The following is a 19,282-nucleotide window of genomic DNA, read 5'->3' on the forward strand; positions in this document are numbered from 1 at the left end:
CAGCATCTGCCCCGGAGACGGCCGATGCACGCTCAGAGGCCGAAATGAAGCCTTACGGCCTCAGGATGTCACCGGTAGAGGGCGTGCAACGCTTCCGCGGCCGCCGCGAACCTGCCGCGCAGGGCGGCCGGCTCCAGGACCTCCAACTCCGGCCCCAGGGCCAGCAGCTGGCCGTACGCGACGTCCAGGGACTCGACCGGCAGCCTGACCGTGACCCACCCGTCGGGCCCGGGCGGCCCGGCCGCGTCCAGGGCGTCCCGGGCAGCGACCCGGTCCACGGCGTGCGGCAGCCGGCGCACGGCCGTCGCCGAGAGCCGCAGCGTCACCTGGGTCCGCAGGATCGACCGGGCGAACTGGGCCGCGCGTTCGTCCCAGAACGCGGGCAGGTCGAAGCTCTCGTCGCGGACGAACCGGGTGTCCGACACGGTCACGGCCGTGAAGCGGTCGATCCGGTACACCCGGAAGTCGTCCTCCGCGCGGGCACAGAGGTACCAGACCCCGGCCTTCAGGACGAGCCCGTACGGTGCCAGCTCGCGCTCCACCTCGGCGTCCTGGCCGGCCCGGCGGTAGCGGGCGTGCACCGTGCGGTCGTCCCACACCGCCTCCGCCACGGCGGGCAGGAGCCCCGGGGTGGCGGGTTCCTGGTACCAGCCGGGTGCGTCCAGGTGGAAGCGCTGGGAGGCGCTGGCGGAGGCGTCCCGGAAGGAGGGGATGAGGGCCGCTGACACCTTCAGCCGGGCGGTGGAGGCGGCGTCCTCCAGGCCCATCTCGCGCAGGGCGGAGGGCAGGCCGGAGAGGAAGAGGGCCTCGGCCTCGTCACGGGCGAGGCCGGTGAGCCGCGTGCGGTACCCGCCCACGAGCCGGTACCCGCCCGCCCGTCCCCGGTCCGCGTAGACCGGGACCCCGGCCTCGGACAGCGCCTGGGCGTCCCGGGTGACGGTCCGCTCGGACACCTCCAGCTCACGGGCGAGCTCGGCGGCGGTCATGGCGGGTCGGGACTGCAGGAGCAGCACCATTCTGATGAGCCGGGCAGCACGCATGCGGCCATTGTGGCCGCGGTACGGGGTGCGTGTGGCCGCGGCCCGGGAGCGGCGGCCACACGCGCCGGCCGGGCCGGGTGTGGCCTCTAACGCCGGCCGGGCTCAAAAGGATGTCCTCAAACGCCGGACAGGCTTGATTTCAAGCCCGTCCGGCGATTGAGGACGAAGCCCGCGCCGGAGCGGGGCGGAAGCAGGCGGAGGACGGGGAGCGGGGTGGGCCCGCGCCCCGTCCTCCGGGCTGTCAGAGCCCGTACCGCTCGCGCGCTTCCTTGACCGCGGACGCCTGCACCTCGCCGCGGCGGGCCAGCTGGGCCAGGGCCGCGACCGTGATCGACTGGGGGTCGACGCCGAAGTGGCGGCGGGCCGCGTCACGGGTGTCGGAGAGGCCGAAGCCGTCCGTACCGAGCGAGGTCCAGTCCTGCTCCACCCACTGGCTGATCTGGTCCGGCACCTGGCGCATCCAGTCGCTGACCGCGAGGACCGGACCCGGTGCGCCTTCCAGCGCCTGGGTCACGAACGGCACCCGCAGCTCACCGCGGAGCAGCGCCTCGTCGCACTCCAGCGCGTCGCGGCGCAGCTCGCCCCACGAGGTCGCGGACCAGACGTCGGCCGTGACACCCCAGTCGGCGGCCAGCAGCTCCTGGGCCTCCAGGATCCAGTGGATCGCCGTACCGGAGGCCATCAGCTGCACGCGCGGGCTGTCCGCCTTCGCGGGCGTGCCCTCCTTGAACCGGTAGAGGCCCTTGAGGATGCCCTCCTCGATGCCCTCCGGCATCGCGGGCTGCGGCTTCGGCTCGTTGTAGACCGTCAGGTAGTAGAAGACGTTCTCGGCGTCGGGGCCGTACATCCGGCGCAGACCGTCCTGGACGATCACGGCTATCTCGTACGCGAACGCGGGGTCGTAGTTGAGCGACGCCGGGTTCGTGGAAGCGATCAGGTGCGAGTGGCCGTCCGCGTGCTGGAGACCCTCACCCGTCAGCGTCGTACGGCCCGCCGTGGCGCCGACCACGAAGCCGCGGCCGAGCTGGTCGCCGAGCTGCCAGAACTGGTCGCCCGTACGCTGCCAGCCGAACATCGAGTAGAAGATGTAGAACGGGATCATCGGCTCGCCGTGCGTCGCGTACGACGTGGACGCGGCGATGAAGTCGGCCATCGCGCCGGCCTCGGTGATGCCCTCGTTGAGGACCTGGCCGTCCTTGGCTTCCTTGTAGTACATCAGCTGGTCGCGGTCGACCGGGTCGTACGTCTGCCCCAGCGGCGAGTAGATGCCGGCCGAGGGGAACAGCGCCTCCATGCCGAAGGTGCGGGCCTCGTCGGGGACGATCGGAACCCAGCGCTTGCCGGTCTCCTTGTCCCGCATCAGGTCCTTGGCCAGACGGACGAACGCCATCGTGGTGGCCAGCTCCTGCTTGCCGGAGCCCTTCTTCAGCGCGCTGAACGCACGCTCCTCGGGCTGCGGCAGCGCCACCGCGTGCACCCGGCGGGCCGGGGCGGGACCGCCGAGGGCGGCACGGCGCTCCTGGAGGTAGCGGACCTCGGGGGAGTCGGCGCCCGGGTGACCGTAGGGCACCAGGTGCTCGTCCAGCTTCGAGTCCGGGATCGGCAGGTCCAGCAGGTCGCGCATCGCGCGGAACTGCTTGCCGTCCAGCTTCTTCATCTGGTGGTTGGCGTTGCGCGACTCGAAGCCCGGGCCGAGCGTGTAGCCCTTCACCGTCTGCGCCAGGATCACCGTCGGAGCACCCTTGTGCTCCAGCGCCGCCCGGTAGGCCGCGTACACCTTGCGGGCCTCGTGGCCACCGCGCGAGGTGTGGAAGCACTCCGCGATCTTCGCGTCGGTGAGCAGCTTCGCCAGTTCGGCGAGCGCGGGCTCGGCGCCGAAGAAGTGCTGGCGGATGTAGGCGACGTCGCGGGTGGCGTACGTCTGGAACTGCGCGTCCGGGACCTCACGGAGCCGGCGCACCAGCGCGCCCGTGGTGTCGAGCTGGAAGAGCTCGTCCCAGGCGGTGCCCCAGAGCGTCTTGACGACGTTCCAGCCGGCGCCGCGGAAGGCGCCCTCCAGCTCCTGGACCACACGGAAGTTGGCGCGGACCGGACCGTCGAGGCGCTGCAGGTTGCAGTTGATGACGAAGGTCAGGTTGTCGAGCTGCTCACGCGCCGCGAGGGCGAGGGCGGCGGTCGACTCGGGCTCGTCCATCTCGCCGTCGCCCAGGAAGGCCCAGACGTGCGAGTTCGACGTGTCCTTGATGTTGCGGTTGGCCAGGTAGCGGTTGAAGCGCGCCTGGTAGATCGCCGAGAGCGGGCCGAGGCCCATCGACACGGTGGGGAACTCCCACAGCCAGGGCAGCCGCCGCGGGTGCGGGTAGGACGGCAGACCGTCGCCGCCCGCCTCCTGGCGGAAGTTGTCGAGCTGCTGCTCGCTCAGCCGGCCGTCGAGGAAGGCGCGGGCGTAGATGCCGGGGGAGGCGTGGCCCTGGATGTAGAGCTGGTCGCCGGAGCCGTCCCCCTCCTTGCCGCGGAAGAAGTGGTTGAAGCCGGTCTCGTACAGCCAGGCGGCCGAGGCGAAGGTGGCGATGTGGCCGCCGACGCCGAAGCGGGAGCCGCGGGTGACCATCGCGGCCGCGTTCCAGCGGTTCCACGCGGTGATCCGCGATTCCATCGCCAGGTCGCCGTCGAAGGCGGGCTCCGCGGCGGTGGGGATGGAGTTGACGTAATCGGTCTCCAGCAGCTTGGGCAGCGCGAGACCGGCGCCCTCGGCGTGCTGGAGCGAGCGCCGCATCAGATACGCGGCGCGGTGCGGGCCCGCGGCCTTGGTGACGGCATCCAGGGAGGCCGCCCATTCAGCGGTCTCCTCCGGGTCGCGGTCCGGGAGCTGGTCGAGCTCGCTCGGAAGCTTTCCTACGGGGTCGGTCATGATCGCCGCCTTCCGGTGAGGAGGGGGGTGGAGAAGTCCCTGACTGGCAGGACAGGGCGATGGGGCCGGTGGGCCCGCGGAGTGAACTGTAAGGCTCCGATCGATGATCGATCAAAGGATGAAAGGCAAAACTTCTCGATATCGAGAAAAGTGGCATGGGGTGCCGCGAAATGGGGCACGGAGTGACGGGACTTACCCGGCAAAAGGGGTGCTCACCTGCACAGGAGAGCGCCCCTCACGACACATGCGCACCGCGCCGCGCGATGGCCTCAGGCGTGCCTGCGCCCGCCTCAGGCGCGGTCCCGCGCCCGCCTCAGGCGCGCGGCGCGCAGCCGAGCACGTGGGCCTTGACCAGCACCCCTATGTCCGGGTCCTTCCGCAGGAACGCCTCGATGAGCGCCTCGTGCTCCTCGGCGTACGACTTCTGCACCGTGCCCAGCCAGCGGATCGAGAGCGCCGTGAACACCTCGATGCCCAGCCCCTCCCAGGTGTGCAGCAGGACCGCGTTGCCGGCCGCCCGGACCATCTCCCGGTGGAACCCGACCGTGTGGCGCACCTGCGCCTCGCCGTCGGCCAGCCGGTCGGCCTCGTACAGTGCCGCCACGTGCGGGGCGAGCAGCGAGCAGTCCTCGCCGAGGCCGGGGGCCGCCAGCTCGGCGGCGATCTGCTCCAGGCCGGCCCGTACCGGGTAGCTCTCCTCCAGGTCGGCTGCGGTGAGGTTGCGGACCCGGACGCCCTTGTTGGGTGCCGACTCGATCAGCCGGAGCGTCTCCAGCTCGCGCAGCGCCTCGCGCACGGGCGTCTGGCTGACCTCCAGCTCGGTGGCGATGCGCCGCTCGACGATCCGCTCGCCCGGCTTCCAGCGCCCGCTGACGATCCCGTCCACGATGTGCTCGCGGATCTGCTCGCGCAGCGAGTGGACGACGGGCGGGGTCATGAGGGGCTCCTTCGGGGCAAACCGGTGCTGCCTGCACCAACACGGCGGCCGGAGCGACCGGTGGTGTCTAGACAATACGGCGGCGCCCCCGTCCGGGAGTGTTCCGGACGGGGGCGCCGCTGGTGAGGCTGATTACAGCCGTGGTGCTCAGAGGCCGAGCTCGACCTCGAACTCACCGGCCTCCAGGATCGCCTTGACCGAGGTCAGGTAACGGGCGGCGTCCGCGCCGTCCACCAGACGGTGGTCGTAGGAGAGCGAGAGGTACGTCATGTCGCGGACACCGATGACGGTGCCCTCCTCGGTCTCGATGACCGCCGGACGCTTGACGGTGGCACCGATGCCCAGGATGGCTGCCTGGTTCGGCGGCACGATGACGGTGTCGAACAGCGCACCGCGCGAACCGGTGTTGCTGATGGTGAAGGTGGCACCGGACATGTCGTCCGGCGTCAGGCCGCCACCGCGGGCCTTGCCGGCCAGCTCGGCGGTCTTCTTCGAGATACCGGCGATGTTGAGGTCGCCCGCACCCTTGATGACCGGGGTCATAAGACCCTTCTCGGCGTCCACGGCGATGCCGATGTTCTCCGAGTCGAAGTACGTGATCGTGCCTTCGTCCTCGTTGATCCGGGCGTTGACGACCGGGTGGGCCTTCAGCGCCTGGGCGGCGGCCTTGACGTAGAACGGCATCGGCGAGAGCTTGACGCCCTCACGGGCCGCGAACGCGTCCTTCGCCTTGTTGCGCAGCTTCATCAGCTTCGTGACGTCGACCTCGACGACCGAGGTCAGCTGGGCCTGCGAGTGCAGCGCCTTCATCATGTTGTCGCCGATGACCTTGCGCATGCGGGTCATCTTGACCGTCTGACCGCGCAGCGGGGACACCTCGAGCTTCGGCGCGGTCTTCGCTGCCGGGGCAGCGGCGGCCGGAGCCGGAGCGGCAGCGGCGGCCTTGGCGGCCTCCGCGGCGGCGATGACGTCCTGCTTGCGGATACGGCCACCGACGCCGGTGCCCTTGACCGCGCCCAGGTCGACGCCGTTCTCGGCGGCGAGCTTGCGGACCAGCGGCGTGACGTACGCGCCGTCGTCACCGGAGGTCGCGGCCGGAGCGGCCGGGGCCACCGGAGCCGGAGCGGCAGCCACGGGCGCCGGAGCAGCCGGAGCCGGAGCGGCGACGGGCGCGGCGGGAGCCACCGGAGACGGCGCCGGAGCGGCCGGTGCGGGGGCGGCCGGAGCCGGAGCCGGAGCAGCGGCGGGCGCCGGGGCAGCGGCCGGGGCCGGAGCGGCAGCAGCCGGAGCGGCGGCCGGGGCGGCACCGGGAGCACCGATGACGGCCAGCTTGGCGCCGACCTCGGCGGTCTCGTCCTCGGCGACGACGATCTCCAGCAGCACGCCGGAGACCGGGGCCGGGATCTCGGTGTCGACCTTGTCCGTGGAGACCTCGAGGAGGGGCTCGTCCTCAGTGACCTCCTCGCCGACCTCCTTCAGCCAGCGGGTGACGGTGCCCTCGGTGACGCTCTCGCCGAGCGCCGGAAGGGTGACGTCGGTGCCGGAGGCACCACCGGCCGGTGCGGCGGCCGGAGCCTCGGCCGCGGGGGCCGGAGCGGCGGCGGGGGCCTCGGCGGCCGGAGCCGGGGCCGGGGCGGCCTCGGGCTCGGCGGCCGGAGCCGCGGCGGCCGCGGGGGCCCCGGTGCCGTCGTCGATGACGGCCAGTTCGGCGCCGACCTCGACGGTCTCGTCCTCGGCGACCTTGATGGAGGCCAGGATGCCGGAGGCGGGGGCCGGGATCTCGGTGTCGACCTTGTCGGTCGACACCTCGAGCAGCGGCTCGTCGGCCTCGACGCGCTCGCCCTCGGCCTTCAGCCAGCGGGTGACAGTGCCCTCGGTGACGCTCTCGCCGAGCGCCGGAAGGGTTACGGAAACCGACATGGTTTCAGTTGCTCCTAACGAAAATGCGGAAGTGGTCGGTCGTCGCGCCCGGTCGACTGATCAGTCGTGGGAGTGCAGCGGCTTGCCGGCGAGGGCCAGGTGCGCCTCGCCCATCGCCTCGTTCTGCGTCGGGTGCGCGTGGATGAGCTGCGCGACCTCGGCCGGCAGCGCCTCCCAGTTGTAGATCAGCTGGGCTTCGCCGACCTGCTCGCCCATACGGTCACCCACCATGTGGACGCCGACCACGGCACCGTCCTTGACCTGGACGAGCTTGATCTCGCCCGCGGTCTTCAGGATCTTGCTCTTGCCGTTGCCCGCGAGGTTGTACTTCAGCGCGACGACCTTGTCCGCGCCGTAGAGCTCCTTGGCCTTGGCCTCGGTGATGCCGACGGAGGCGACCTCGGGGTGGCAGTACGTCACCTTGGGGACACCGTCGTAGTCGATCGGGACGGTCTTCATGCCGGCCAGCCGCTCCGCGACGAGGATGCCCTCGGCGAAGCCGACGTGCGCCAGCTGAAGGGTCGGGGCCAGGTCGCCCACGGCCGAGATCGTCGGGACGTTGGTCTGCATGTACTCGTCGACGAGGACGTAGCCGCGGTCCATCGCGACGCCGGCCTCCTCGTAACCGAGGCCCTGCGAGACGGGGCCGCGGCCGATGGCGACGAGCAGCAGCTCGGCCTCGAACGTCTTGCCGTCGGCGAGGGTCACGCGGACGCCGTCCTGGGTGTACTCGACACCCTGGAAGAACGTGCCGAGGTTGAACTTGATGCCGCGCTTGCGGAACGCGCGCTCAAGAAGCTTCGAGCTGTTCTCGTCCTCGACCGGGACCAGGTGCTTCAGGCCCTCGACGATGGTGACGTCGGTGCCGAAGGACTTCCACGCCGAGGCGAACTCGACGCCGATGACGCCGCCGCCCAGCACGATCGCCGACTTCGGCACGCGGTCCAGCTTCAGCGCGTGGTCCGACGAGATGACGCGGTTGCCGTCGATCTCCAGGCCCGGGAGCGACTTCGGCACGGAGCCGGTCGCCAGGAGCACGTGGCGGCCCTGGATGCGCTGGCCGTTCACATCCACCGAGGTGGCGGAGGAGAGACGTCCCTCACCCTCGATGTAGTGCACCTTGCGGGAGGCGATGAGACCCTGCAGACCCTTGTACAGGCCCGAGATCACGTCGTCCTTGTACTTGTGGACGGCCGCCATGTCGATGCCCTCGAAGGTGGCCTTGACACCGAACTGGTCGGCCTCGCGCGCCTGGTCCGCGATCTCACCGGCGTGCAGCAGGGCCTTCGTGGGGATACAGCCGTTGTGCAGGCAGGTGCCGCCGACCTTGCCCTTTTCGATCAGAGCGACGTCCAGGCCCAGCTGCGCTCCGCGCAGGGCCGCGGCATAACCGCCGCTACCACCGCCGAGGATCACTAGGTCGAAAACGGTGCTGGCGTCGTTCGCCACGTCACGTCCTCCATGCATGTGCGCCGGATGCCGGGCCCCGTCATCGGGGTGTGACCGGCCGGTCGGCTGGTGTTCGGCCGCTTTTGTCATTCGGCCCTGTGGTGGGGGCCCTGTCCTGCCGAGAACCCATCTTCGCACTTGTTGACGGTGGGCGGGACGCGGGGCCCGTGTATGGGACGGATGATCGTCCGTCCCAGTGGGTTACCGCTGCGTAGGGAGGTGCCGATTTCGTCGAGAGCGAAACCAGCCCGGACCTGGCCGCGGTGCCGTGGGTGCAACACGTACGGCCCCGGACGTATGCCCGGGGCCGTACGACATCAGCGGCGAGCTCAGCCGAGGTCTCCGGCCGCGGTGCGCTCCGCCAGCTTCACCAGGGTGCGGACCGCGGATCCGGTGCCGCCCTTCGGCGTGTAGCCGTACGGCGCGCCCTCGTGGAAGGCCGGGCCCGCGATGTCCAGGTGCGCCCAGGCGATGCCCTCGCCCACGAACTCCTGCAGGAACAGACCGGCCACCAGGCCGCCGCCCATCCGCTCGCCCATGTTGGCGATGTCGGCGGTCGGGGAGTCCATGCCCTTGCGCAGGTCCGCCGGGAGCGGCATCGGCCAGGAGGGCTCGCCGACCTCGTCCGCGATCTCGTGGATCGAGGTACGGAAGGCGTCGTCGTTCGCCATGATGCCGAAGGTGCGGTTGCCCAGGGCCAGCACCATCGCACCGGTCAGGGTCGCCACGTCGACGATCGCGTCCGGGTTCTCCTCGGAGGCGCGGGTCAGCGCGTCGGCGAGGACGAGCCGGCCCTCGGCGTCCGTGTTGAGGACCTCGACGGTCTTGCCGCTGTACATGCGGAGCACGTCACCGGGGCGGGTGGCGTTGCCCGACGGCATGTTCTCGGCGAGGGCCAGCCAGCCGGTGACGTTGACCCGCAGGCCCAGACGGGCGGCCGCGACGACGGTCGCGAACACGGCGGCGGCGCCGGCCATGTCGCACTTCATCGTCTCGTTGTGGCCCGCCGGCTTCAGCGAGATGCCGCCCGAGTCGTAGGTGATGCCCTTGCCCACAAGGGCCAGGGTCTTCTCCGCCTTCGGGTGCGTGTAGGCGAGCTTCACCAGGCGCGGGCCGCGGGCCGCGCCCTGGCCGACGCCGAGCAGACCGCCGAAGCCGCCCTTGACGAGCGCCTTCTCGTCGAGGACCTGCACCTTGATGCCGTGCTCCTTGCCGGCGGCGGTGGCCACGGCGGCAAAGGACTCGGGGTACAGGTCGTTCGGCGGGGTGTTGACCAGGTCGCGGGCGCGGTTGATCTCCTCGGCCAGCGCGAGCGCGCGCTCGGCGGCGGCCTTGAAGGCCTTGTCGCGCGGCTTGGCGCCGAGGATGGCGACCTCGGCGAGCGGCAGCTTCGGGCCGGCCGCCTTGGCGTCCTTGGGCGCGACCTTGTTCTCGCCGCCCTGGTAGGCGGTGAAGGCGTACGCGCCGAGCAGCGCGCCCTCCGCGATGGCCTCGGCGTCCTCGACGGAGCCGACGGGCAGGGCGAAGCCGGCCTTCTTCGAGCCGGTGAGCGAGCGGGCGGCGGAGCCGGCGGCCCGGCGCAGCGCCTCGGCGTCGTACGCGCCGTCCTCCGGGACCGGGCCGAGTCCGGCCGCGATGACGACCGGGACCTTCAGGCCGTCGGGCGCGGGGAGCTTGGTCAGCTCGCCCTCGGCACCGGAGGCGCCCAGGGTCGCCAGGACGGTGGCGAGCTTCCCGCCGAACGCCTTGTCCACGGCCTCGGCGCCCGGCGCGAGGACCAGGTCCCCGGGCTTGGAGCCGGTGCCCTTGGCGACGCCGACGACGAGCGCGTCGGCGCGCAGCGTCGCGGCACCGGCAGTGCTGAGAGTGAGAGCAGTCACGGTGGTGAAATCTCGCTTCCGTTGAGTTCTGTTCCGTCTGAGTTGGTCGAGGGGGTGGCCGACCGTGCCCGGCGCATCGTAGACGCCGCCGCGATGTGCCGGGAATGAGCCTACGCGCGCCTTTGCTGCCCGATTACGGCGGCGGGGCGTCAGTGCGCCGCGGCGGTCGTACGGTTGTCATGCCGGGGTGATCATTCCGGCGGAACGTACCGCGACCGCACAGGCGTTGACGGACGTCCTGCGGACAGGGGAGAACGATGGACGACCGGATGGCCGCCCGGGTGACGGGCCGGCCGGCGGCGCTGCCCGTCACCGTACTGATTCTGTTGGTGATGCTCGCCGGTTGCACGTCGGCGCCCCGGTCCGCCCCGTCGCCGGCCCCGTCCGGGCGGTCGGCCGCGGCGCGCTGGCAGCCCGGGCCGGGCACCGACTGGCAGTGGCAGCTCTCCGGGCGGCTGGACACGACGGTGGACGCCCCGGTGTACGACATCGACGGCTTCGACCACGAGGCGGACCAGGTGGCGGAGCTGCACCGCAAGGGGCGCAAGGTCATCTGCTACCTGTCCACCGGCGCCTGGGAGGAGTTCCGCCCGGACGCGGCGAGGTTCCCCACCGCGGTCCTCGGCAAGGGCAACGGCTGGAAGGGCGAGCGCTGGCTCGACATCCGGCGCACCGACGTCCTGGAGCCGCTGATGGAGAGCCGGATCTCCATGTGCGCGAAGAAGGGCTTCGACGCGGTCGAGCCCGACAACATGGACGGCTACCGCAACCCGAGCGGCTTCCCGCTGACCGCCGCCGACCAGTTGCGCTACAACCGGCTCATCGCCCGCATCGCCCACCGCCACCACCTCGCCGTCGGCCTGAAGAACGACCTGCCGCAGATCCCCGAACTGGTGGGGGACTTCGACTTCGCGGTCAACGAACAGTGCGCCCAGTACGAGGAGTGCGCGGAGCTCTCCCCGTTCGTCGAGGCGGGCAAGGCGGTCTTCCACGTGGAGTACGAGCTGCCGGTGGCGCGGTTCTGCGCACAGTCCCGGCGGCTCGGGCTGAGCTCGCTGCTCAAGAAGTACGAGCTCGGCGTCTGGCGGGAGCAGTGCCCGGCGGCGGGGGCCTGACGGGGCGGCGGAGGGGAACTCAGCCGAGGGCCAGCCCCACCAGCGTCACCGTCGCCGCCGTCTCCGCCAGGGCGCCGAACACATCGCCGGTCACCCCGCCGAAGCGCCGCACGCAGTGCCGCAGCAGCAGTTGGGCCACCGCGAGCGCGGCCAGGGCGGCGAGGGCGTGGCGCAGCGCCCCGTACCCGCCCAGCAGCGCACCGGCACCCGCGCAGACCGCCACCGTCACGGCTGCGACCGCCACCGCGCCGGCACCCGGGACGGTGCCCGCGACCGCGGCGCCCAGCCCCTCCGGGCGGGCCGCCGGCACGCCGCGGCGGGAGGCCAGCGTGAGGGCGAGCCGGGCGACGACACCGGACGTGGCGGCCGCCACCGCGCCCTGCGCCCAGCCCTGCGCGTACAACTGCTGGAGGACCGCCACCTGGGCGAGCAGGACGAACAGCAGGGTGATCACACCGAACGGCCCAATGTCCGACTGCTTCATGATGCGTAGCGCGTCGTCGGCCGGCTTGCCGCTGCCCAGGCCGTCGGCGGTGTCCGCGAGACCGTCCAGGTGCAGCCCCCGGGTGAGGGCCGCCGGGACCGCGGCGGAGGCGACCGCCGCGAGCAGCGGCCCCGAGCCCAGCAGCAGCAACAGGCTGCCGGGCACCGCCGCGAGCACCCCCACGACGAGGCCGGCCAGCGGGGCGCACAGCATCCCGGCCCGGGCGGTGTCGCGGTCCCAGCGGGTGACGCGGACGGGGAGCACGGTGAGGGTGCCGAAGGCGAAACGCAGGCCGTGGCTGTTCAGGGAGGTCACGGCGCGCAGGCTAATGGGTGGGCGCAGCCGATAGATTGTCCGCAACGGTACAGAGCGGGGCAGAAGCGGCTTATCGGGAGTGGGTGGGATGGGTCACTGGTTCGATCGGAACATCGTCGAGCCGGGGAAGCTGCCCCTGCTCCTGGCCCTGGCCGCCTTCGTGCTGACGTTCGCCATCACGCGGGTCATCACCCGGATGATCCGGGCCGGCAAGGGGCCGTTCCGCAACATCACGCCGGGTGGGGTCCATGTCCACCATGTGGTGCCGGGCGTGGTGCTGAGCGTGGTCGGCGGGTTCGGCGCGGTGGTCAGCGGCACGCACGGCTTCACGGCCGGGGCATGCGCGGTCGTCTTCGGGATGGGTGCGGGGCTGGTGCTCGACGAGTTCGCCCTGATCCTGCACATGGACGACGTGTACTGGACCGAGCAGGGCCGCCAGAGCGTGGAGGTCGTGATCCTCACCGCCGCCCTCGTCCTGTTGGTGCTCGGTGGCTTCTCGCCGCTCGGTGTCGACGATCTGAGCGACGATCAGCAACAGGGCCGGCTCGGTGTCGTCCTCACCCTCGTCGTCAACTTCTGTTTCGTGCTGATCGCGCTGTTCAAGGGCAAGGCGCGGATGGCGGTGGTCGGCACGCTGGTCCCGTTCGTCGCCCTGGTCGGGGCGGTCCGGCTGGCCCGGCCGACCTCGATGTGGGCCAAGCGGTTCTACCGCAACCGGCACCGCGCCCGGTCCCGCTCGGTGCTGCGGGCCTACCACCACGACGTTCGCTGGGCCGGACCGCGCCGCAAGTTTCAGGACCTGATCGGCGGCGCACCCGACCGTGTTCCGGCCCCCTCGCCCAAGCCCTGACGGCGCCGCCCGCGTCGCACGGCCGGGACCGCGCACAGCACGAGCGCCGCCGCGATGGCCGCCAGGTGCTCCTTGCCCGCCAGGTTGTCCTTCACCACGATCTCCACCGCCATCGCCACGACCACCAGCCCCGCGGTGAACCAGGCCCGGTAGGCACAGCAGACGCAGACGGCCAGGGCGACCACGGCCGCCGAGGGGCCGGTGTCGACGATCTGAGCGTCGGAACCCGGCAGGCCCAGGAACCCGTCGGGGCCGACGGCGACGCCGATCCGCGCGTACAGCGTTCCGGCCAGCGTCGCGACGTACGCGATGAGCAGCGTCCGCCACCGGCCGAGGCACATCTCCGCGACCCCGAACACCAGCAGCACCTGTGCCAGCGCGCCCCACACCGGCAGGTCGAGCGCGGGGACGAACAGGGACAGCGGGGTACGCAGCAGAGCCGCCCAGAGCGGATCCTCGGCCCGCACCGCCCCCAGCGCCTGCACCGGCCCGTAGCCCCAGGACCGGTTCTGCACCACCTGGAGCAGCGCCGTCAGGCAGACCGCGGCCAGGGTCATCGGGACGGCCCGCAGCCGCTCGGTGACGAGTGCCGTGCGTACGGCTCTCCACAGCGGACCCCACTCCCGGCGGGCCGCCCGGCCGAGCGTGCGCAGCGGGGTCATGCACGCGGTCCGAGCTTCGAGCGGTGCAGCCACTTGGGCAGTCCGGGTGCCTCCAGGAACCCTTCGGCGCGGCCCGCCGCGATGCCGATGCGCGGCAGGTCCGCGCTCTTCTCGAAGAGCAGGTAGCGCGGCTCCCAGATCGGCCGGTACTTCGCGTTGGCGCGGTACAGCGACTCGATCTGCCACCAGCGTGAGAAGAAGCTGAGCAGCGAGCGCCACAGCCTGAGCACCGGTCCTGCGCCGAGCCGTGATCCGCGCTCGAAGACGGAGCGGAACATCGCGAAGTTCAGCGACACCTGGGTGACACCGATCTTCTCGGCCCGCTGCAGGAGTTCGATGACCATGAACTCCATCAGGCCGTTCTCGGCGTCCCGGTCACGGCGCATCAGATCCAGCGAGAGGCCGTTCGGACCCCAGGGGACGAAGCTGAGTACGGCGCGCAGCTCACCGTTCCCGCCGTCCTCGACGGCGTCACGGCATTCGAGCATCACGCACTGTCCGTCGGCCGGGTCGCCGAGCCGGCCCAGCGCCATCGAGAAGCCGCGCTCGGTCGCGCCGTCGCGCCAGTCGTCGGCCCTGCGCACCAGTTCGGCCATCTCGGCCCCGGGGATGTCCGCGTGCCGGCGTACCGTCACCTCGTAACCCGCCCGCTTGACCCGGTTGTACGCCTGGCGGACCGTCCGCATCGCCCGCCCCTCCAGGGTGAACTCGGCGGTCTCCACGATCGCCTCGTCGCCCAGCTCCAGGGCGTCGAGACCGTGCCGGGCGTAGATCGTGCCGCCCTCCTCGCTCACCCCCATCGCCGCCGGGATCCAGCCGTGCGCGCGTGCCTCGGCCAGCCAGGGGGTGATCGCCCCGGGCCAGGCCTCGGGGTCGCCGATCGGGTCGCCGGAGGCCAGCGAGACCCCGCCGACCACCCGGTAGGCGACGGCGGCCTTCCCGGTCGGCGACCAGACGACGCTCTTCTCGCGGCGCAGCGCGAAGTAGCCGAGGGAGTCCCGCTCGCCGTGCTTGTCGAGCAGGGCGCGCAGCGCCGCCTCGTCCTCGGGAGTGATCGGGTCGACCGCGCGCCGGGCCCGGAAGGCCGCGTACACGACGGCGACGAGGAGCAGGGTGGACAGGACGTTGATGGCGACGTTCACCCAGCCCGGCGTCGTGATGCCGGGGAAGTGTGAGTCGTCGGCGTCGACGGAGACCAGGTGCAGCGCGCCGTAGCGCCAGCGGTCCAGGAACGTCGAACGGTATGCGTCGTGCGCGGTGTTGGTGAGCGAGACCAGAGCGGTGGCGATCAGCGAGGTGACCAGCAGGCCGCCGACGGCCACCAGTGCGGCCAGCTTGGGATTGGACCGGTCACCCTTCGCGTAGAACTCCCGCCGTCCGAGGGTGAGCGCGAGGACGAAGGCGGCGGTCAGCGCCAGCGAGATCCAGTTCTGCGGGTACCGGCGGATCTCGGGGAAGCCGATCACCGCCGCGAAGAGCAGCAGCGTGAGGCCGCTCAGCACCATGTTGACGATCCACGCGGCCCGTTTGCGCCGCCGCATCGTGACCGCGAGGAACAGGGCGACGACCCCGGAGGAGAAGCCGGCGGTGAGCAGGTACGGCGTGAAGTAGTTCTCCGTGTTGTGGCGTCGGAGGTCCTGGCCGAAGGTGACCCAGACGGCGCTCAGGAAATTGATGAACGACACGACGCGCAGGTACCAGATGGCGAAGGCCGCGCTGCGTCGCGAGCGGTCGGTGCTCTGTGGCCGGACGGCGGACCGCCCGGATTCCTCGCTGGACAATCGGACCTCTCCCATGAAAAGCGATCATATGGGGCATCGCGCTTCATGAAAGGGGCCGCGCTGCGGCCGGTGTCCGGACGGCCGCAGCCCGGTGGGTCAGGCGCCGCTCGTCACTCCCCGGCCGGGTCGGTCCCTTCGTCGGCGGACTTCTCCCCGTCGTCCTCGTCGGCTTCCGGTGCACGTTCGGGCAGCTCCGCCGCCAGGGCGGCCGCGGCCTGGACGAACGGAAGCGCGAGCAACGCCCCGCTTCCCTCACCGACGATGACGCCGTGGTCCAGCAGCGGGTTGAGCGCCATCCGGTCCAGCGCCTTCGCCTGTGCCGGTTCACCGCTCACCTGGCCCGCGAGCCACCAGTCCGGCGCCCGGAACGCGGCCCGCTGGCCGACCAGCGCACACGCCGCGGAGACCACACCGTCCAGGATCACCGGCAGCCGGCGCACCGCGCACTGCAGCAGGAAGCCGGTCATCGCCGCCATGTCCGGCCCGCCCACTGTGGCCAGCAGCTCCAACTGGTCGCCCAGCACCGGCCGGGCCCGGCGCAGCGCGTCACGGATCGCCGCGCACTTGCGCATCCAGGCCAGGTCGTCGATCCCCGCACCGCCGCGCCCGGTGACCACCGAGGCGTCGGTGCCGCACAGCGCCGCGATCAGCGTGGCCGCAGCCGTCGTACCGCCGACGCTCAGATCACCGAGCACCACCAGATCGGTGCCCGAGTCGGCCTCCTCGTCGGCGATCGCCATGCCGAGGCGCACCGCCTGCTCGGCCTCCTCGACCGTCATGGCGTCCTCGACGTCGATCCGGCCGCTGCCGCGCCGCACTCGGGTCCGCACGATCGCTTCCGGCAGCAGCTCCGGCTCGCAGTCCAGACCGGCGTCGACGATCCGAACCGGTACGGAGAACCGGCGGGCCAGCACGGCGAGCGGCGTCGAACCGTCCAGCGTGGCGCGCACCAGCTCGTGCGCGCTGCCGGCGGCGCGACCGGAGACGTCCAGCTCCGCCACCCCGTGATCACCGGCGAACAGCACCACGCGGGCCTGCTCGATCGGCCTGACCGGCACGGCCTGCTGGGCGGCCGAGAGCCATTCGCCCAGCTCGTCGAGGCGGCCGAGGGCGCCCGGCGGCACGATGAACCGCTCCCGGCGTTCCTCGGCATCTCGCCGTACACCCCCGTCGGGGCGTTCGATCAGGTCGGAGAAGTCGTCCAGATTCACGGGGGTCTGCCTCGCGGGTCGATACGGGGTGTGGGCCGGGAGCCGGGCTCCCCGCCGAACAGTACCCGCCGCGATTTCCGGCTCCCCTCAGTGCGCCGTCCGGTCCCCGAACCTCAGTCGGGTGATCGCGGGCGTGAGGGTCCGCAGCCCGGGGAGCAGGTTCTGGATCCGGATCAGCTCACCCATCGCACCCCGCCCGCGCGGCAGGTGCAGCGCACGCACCTCCGTGATCCCCGGATGGGCGCTGCGCAGCCTCCCGCGCTCGCCCGGGTCCATCGCCCAGCGCATCGGCGGGATCGTCATGTCACCGACCTTCGAGGTACCCGCCACCGTGCCCTTCGCGAGCCACCGCGCCATCGAGTCCAGGACGAGGATCCCGCCCGGCAGCCGTTCGGCGCAGGCCGCCAGGACCGCGCGCACCTCGGCGGGCCGCAGATACATGAACAGCCCCTGCGCCGTGACGACCACGCCCCGGCCCTCCGGGTCCTCGATCTCGTCCAGCCAGGACAGACCCGTCGCCGACCCGGACAGCGTCCGCAGCCGGTCCGAGGGCGGCAGCAGGGACCGGCGCAGCGTGGCGACCTCGGGCAGCTCCACGCTCAGCCAGTTCAGCCGCCCGTTGTCGACCCGCCAGAAGCCGGTCTCCAGACCGTCGCCGAGCGCCACCACCGTGGCCTCCGGGCGGTCCGCGAGATACTCCCGCACAGCCAGGTCGAAGCAGCGCGACCGCAGGCCCTGCGCCTGCGAGTGGAACGGGTTGGGGAGCCCGAACCGCTCCTCGAACGGATAGTCCAGATCCGCCAGCAGCCGGAGCGCCATCGGATCATCCAGCACGGGATAGCGCCGGCCTGCCTCGTACGCCCGGTTGTACAACGTCCACAACAGGGTCTCCGGCACCCCGTCCAGCATCGGCCGCACACGCGCCATGTCCGCTCCTCCTGTTCCGTTTCGTCGTGCCCGTGCACGGGCCCCGTCAGCCGCGCAGCGTCAGCGCCTGCCCGGCCACTACCAGCAGCACCTGCTCGCACTCGTCGGCGACCGCGGCGTTCAGCCGGCCCAGCTCGTCCCGGAAGCGCCGCCCGGCGGCGGTCGCGGGCACCACGCCGGAACCGGTCTCGTTGGTCACCGCGACCACGGTGCGACGCGTCCCGCGGACCGCGGCGACGAGGGCGGCGGTCCGCTCCCGCAGCGCCCTCTCGCCGCCGCCGTCCCAGGCGGCGTCGTCCCAGGCGTCCACCCGGTCCATCGCGTCGGTCAGCCAGAGCGAGAGGCAGTCGATCAGCAGCGGCGGCCCGTCCGAGGCCAGCAGCTCCACCAGCTCGCAGGTCTCCTCGGTGCGCCAGGCCGCGGGTCTGCGCTCCCGGTGCAGCCCGATCCGGGCCGCCCACTCCGTGTCACCCTCCCGGCCGCCGCCGGTCGCCACGTACACGACCTCGGGGTACGTCTCCAGCCGGCGCTCGGCCTCGACCGACTTCCCGGACCGCGCACCGCCGGTGACCAGCGTGCGCCGCGGGACCTCCGGGGCCGGGTGGTACGCGCCGACCGTCAGCGTCGTGCCGTCCGGCACGGCCCGGGCCCCGGCCGCGGCGAGCCGGCGGTCGAGTTCGGGGCCGGGCGGCGCGTCGTGGTCCAGATGGACGGCGATCACCTCGGTGGCCGGCCCGATCGCCTCGACAGCCCGCAGCCGGGCCACCGCGTCGGGCCGCCCGACGACGTCACCCACGACCATGTCGTACGGCTCCGCCATCCGGTCGGCGAGACCGGCCGGTGCGGCACCCGGCGGCAGGTAGAGCAGCCGCTCGCCGTCCGGCGACGTGACCTCGTACCCGGTACCGGGCGCGTCCATCGGCACGGCCCGGACCCGGTGTCCGCTGATCAGCGTCAGCTCCCGCCCGTCCGGTACCCGGCCTGCCGGGGGCAGCCCGGCGGGCAGTTCGACGGCGGGACCGTCGTGCGGATGGGTGAGCAGCACCTGCCGTACGCCGGTGAGCGAGTGCCCCGCGCGGGCGGCGGCGAACACAGCCCCGGGGGTGAGGTCGAGCAGCAGCGCGTCGTCGACCAGCAGAGCGGTCGCGGCCCGCGCCCGCGCCCCGCGGGCGGTGGCGCAGGAGGCGCAGGGGCAGTCGGGCCGCGGCAGCCCGTCGGGGGCTCCGGTGCCGAGCAGAGTCAGTTCCACGCTCCGATCCTCCCGCGTCCCCGCACCGGGTGCGCGACGTGGGGGTGAACGGGGGTGCCCGGGCCCCTCCCGCCCCGGTCCGGAGCCACTAGGCTGCGGACCGTAACAAGTGACCCAGGAGGCGGACATGGCGTGGACGTGGCGGTTCGAGAAGTCCGACGGTACGGAGACGGAGCCGGCCCTGCAGCCGGAGGAATTCACGACGCAGGGCGACGCGGAGTCCTGGATCGGTGAGTACTGGAAGGAACTCCTCGACGGCGGGGCGGACCAGGTGACGCTGTTCGACGACACGACGAAGATCTACGGCCCGATGAGCCTCCAGGCCGAGCAGAGCTGAGCGGAACGACCGCCGGGCGGGCCCGTGAGGACCCGCCCGGCGTACCCCTGACCGCGCTTTCCGGTGCCGCGACTGACCGCGCTTTCCGGTGCCGCGACGGGGCAAGCCTGCCGGGAGGGGCTAGGGCGTGTTTCGAAAGTCCCGCCTGCCGGGCGGCGTCTGGCACTTCCCCGAGCTCTCGGCTTCGCTCGAGCAGGGGAGACCCCATTGCTCG

Annotated in this window: 15 protein-coding genes; 3 read left to right on the plus strand and 12 right to left on the minus strand. The window is 72.1% G+C overall.

Annotated features, from left to right (window positions below; translation table 11 throughout):
• Positions 1-68: 68 nt before the first annotated feature.
• The 6 genes from ACIBJG_RS09820 to ACIBJG_RS09845 form a co-directional block, all read right to left on the minus strand.
• A complete protein-coding gene (locus ACIBJG_RS09820; protein WP_399306218.1) occupies positions 69-1,040 on the minus strand; it encodes a helix-turn-helix transcriptional regulator in 972 nt (323 codons plus the stop codon).
• Positions 1,041-1,281: 241 nt separating this feature from the next.
• A complete protein-coding gene (aceE, locus tag ACIBJG_RS09825; RefSeq protein ID WP_399306221.1) occupies positions 1,282-3,951 on the minus strand; it encodes a pyruvate dehydrogenase (acetyl-transferring), homodimeric type in 2,670 nt (889 codons plus the stop codon).
• Between the two features lie 313 nt (positions 3,952-4,264).
• Positions 4,265-4,888 carry a GntR family transcriptional regulator gene (locus tag ACIBJG_RS09830; RefSeq protein ID WP_136330089.1) on the minus strand — a complete coding sequence of 208 codons (624 nt, stop codon included), beginning with the start codon at positions 4,886-4,888 and terminating at the stop codon, positions 4,265-4,267.
• Positions 4,889-5,035: 147 nt separating this feature from the next.
• Positions 5,036-6,808, minus strand: a complete 1,773-nt coding sequence (gene sucB, locus ACIBJG_RS09835; protein ID WP_399306224.1) for a 2-oxoglutarate dehydrogenase, E2 component, dihydrolipoamide succinyltransferase — start codon at positions 6,806-6,808, stop codon at positions 5,036-5,038.
• Between the two features lie 60 nt (positions 6,809-6,868).
• Positions 6,869-8,257 carry a dihydrolipoyl dehydrogenase gene (lpdA, locus tag ACIBJG_RS09840; RefSeq protein WP_399306227.1) on the minus strand — a complete coding sequence of 463 codons (1,389 nt, stop codon included), beginning with the start codon at positions 8,255-8,257 and terminating at the stop codon, positions 6,869-6,871.
• 329 nt (positions 8,258-8,586) lie between these two features.
• Positions 8,587-10,137, minus strand: coding sequence for a leucyl aminopeptidase (locus ACIBJG_RS09845; protein ID WP_399306229.1), 1,551 nt, complete (start codon positions 10,135-10,137; stop codon positions 8,587-8,589).
• A gap of 257 nt (positions 10,138-10,394) precedes the next feature.
• Between ACIBJG_RS09845 and ACIBJG_RS09850 the strand changes: the two genes are divergently transcribed.
• Positions 10,395-11,252, plus strand: coding sequence for an endo alpha-1,4 polygalactosaminidase (locus tag ACIBJG_RS09850; protein ID WP_399306231.1), 858 nt, complete (start codon positions 10,395-10,397; stop codon positions 11,250-11,252).
• A gap of 19 nt (positions 11,253-11,271) precedes the next feature.
• On the opposite strand, the gene ACIBJG_RS09855 is transcribed toward ACIBJG_RS09850, so the two are convergent.
• The gene (locus ACIBJG_RS09855) at positions 11,272-12,051 is read right to left on the minus strand and encodes an adenosylcobinamide-GDP ribazoletransferase (RefSeq protein ID WP_399306234.1); all 780 of its coding nucleotides are present in this window, start codon (positions 12,049-12,051) and stop codon (positions 11,272-11,274) included.
• Between the two features lie 88 nt (positions 12,052-12,139).
• Between ACIBJG_RS09855 and ACIBJG_RS09860 the strand changes: the two genes are divergently transcribed.
• Complete coding sequence (locus tag ACIBJG_RS09860) at positions 12,140-12,901, plus strand: hypothetical protein (protein WP_399306236.1); 762 nt, start codon at positions 12,140-12,142, stop codon at positions 12,899-12,901.
• Here ACIBJG_RS09860 and ACIBJG_RS09865 read toward each other — a convergent pair.
• The 5 genes from ACIBJG_RS09865 to ACIBJG_RS09885 form a co-directional block, all read right to left on the minus strand.
• Positions 12,844-13,563: a hypothetical protein gene (locus ACIBJG_RS09865; RefSeq protein ID WP_399306239.1), complete on the minus strand. Its 720-nt coding sequence runs from the start codon at positions 13,561-13,563 to the stop codon at positions 12,844-12,846. The two genes, ACIBJG_RS09860 and ACIBJG_RS09865, sit on opposite strands and share 58 nt — an antisense overlap.
• Positions 13,560-15,359, minus strand: coding sequence for a phosphatidylglycerol lysyltransferase domain-containing protein (locus ACIBJG_RS09870; RefSeq protein ID WP_399306242.1), 1,800 nt, complete (start codon positions 15,357-15,359; stop codon positions 13,560-13,562). Before ACIBJG_RS09870 ends, ACIBJG_RS09865 begins: the two co-directional genes overlap by 4 nt.
• 95 nt (positions 15,360-15,454) lie before the next feature.
• The gene (gene cobT, locus ACIBJG_RS09875) at positions 15,455-16,555 is read right to left on the minus strand and encodes a nicotinate-nucleotide--dimethylbenzimidazole phosphoribosyltransferase (RefSeq protein WP_399306245.1); all 1,101 of its coding nucleotides are present in this window, start codon (positions 16,553-16,555) and stop codon (positions 15,455-15,457) included.
• Positions 16,556-16,642: 87 nt separating this feature from the next.
• On the minus strand, positions 16,643-17,482 hold the full coding sequence (locus ACIBJG_RS09880) for a class I SAM-dependent methyltransferase (protein WP_399306248.1): 840 nt from the start codon (positions 17,480-17,482) through the stop codon (positions 16,643-16,645).
• 46 nt (positions 17,483-17,528) lie between these two features.
• Positions 17,529-18,731, minus strand: coding sequence for a bifunctional adenosylcobinamide kinase/adenosylcobinamide-phosphate guanylyltransferase (locus ACIBJG_RS09885; protein ID WP_399306250.1), 1,203 nt, complete (start codon positions 18,729-18,731; stop codon positions 17,529-17,531).
• A 127-nt stretch (positions 18,732-18,858) separates the two neighbouring features.
• Here ACIBJG_RS09885 and ACIBJG_RS09890 point away from each other — a divergent pair, with 127 nt between their 5' ends.
• On the plus strand, positions 18,859-19,068 hold the full coding sequence (locus ACIBJG_RS09890) for a hypothetical protein (protein ID WP_356323161.1): 210 nt from the start codon (positions 18,859-18,861) through the stop codon (positions 19,066-19,068).
• Positions 19,069-19,282: the final 214 nt, after the last annotated feature.

Source organism: Streptomyces sp. NPDC050422, from assembly GCF_044458665.1.
Lineage (GTDB): Bacteria > Actinomycetota > Actinomycetes > Streptomycetales > Streptomycetaceae > Streptomyces.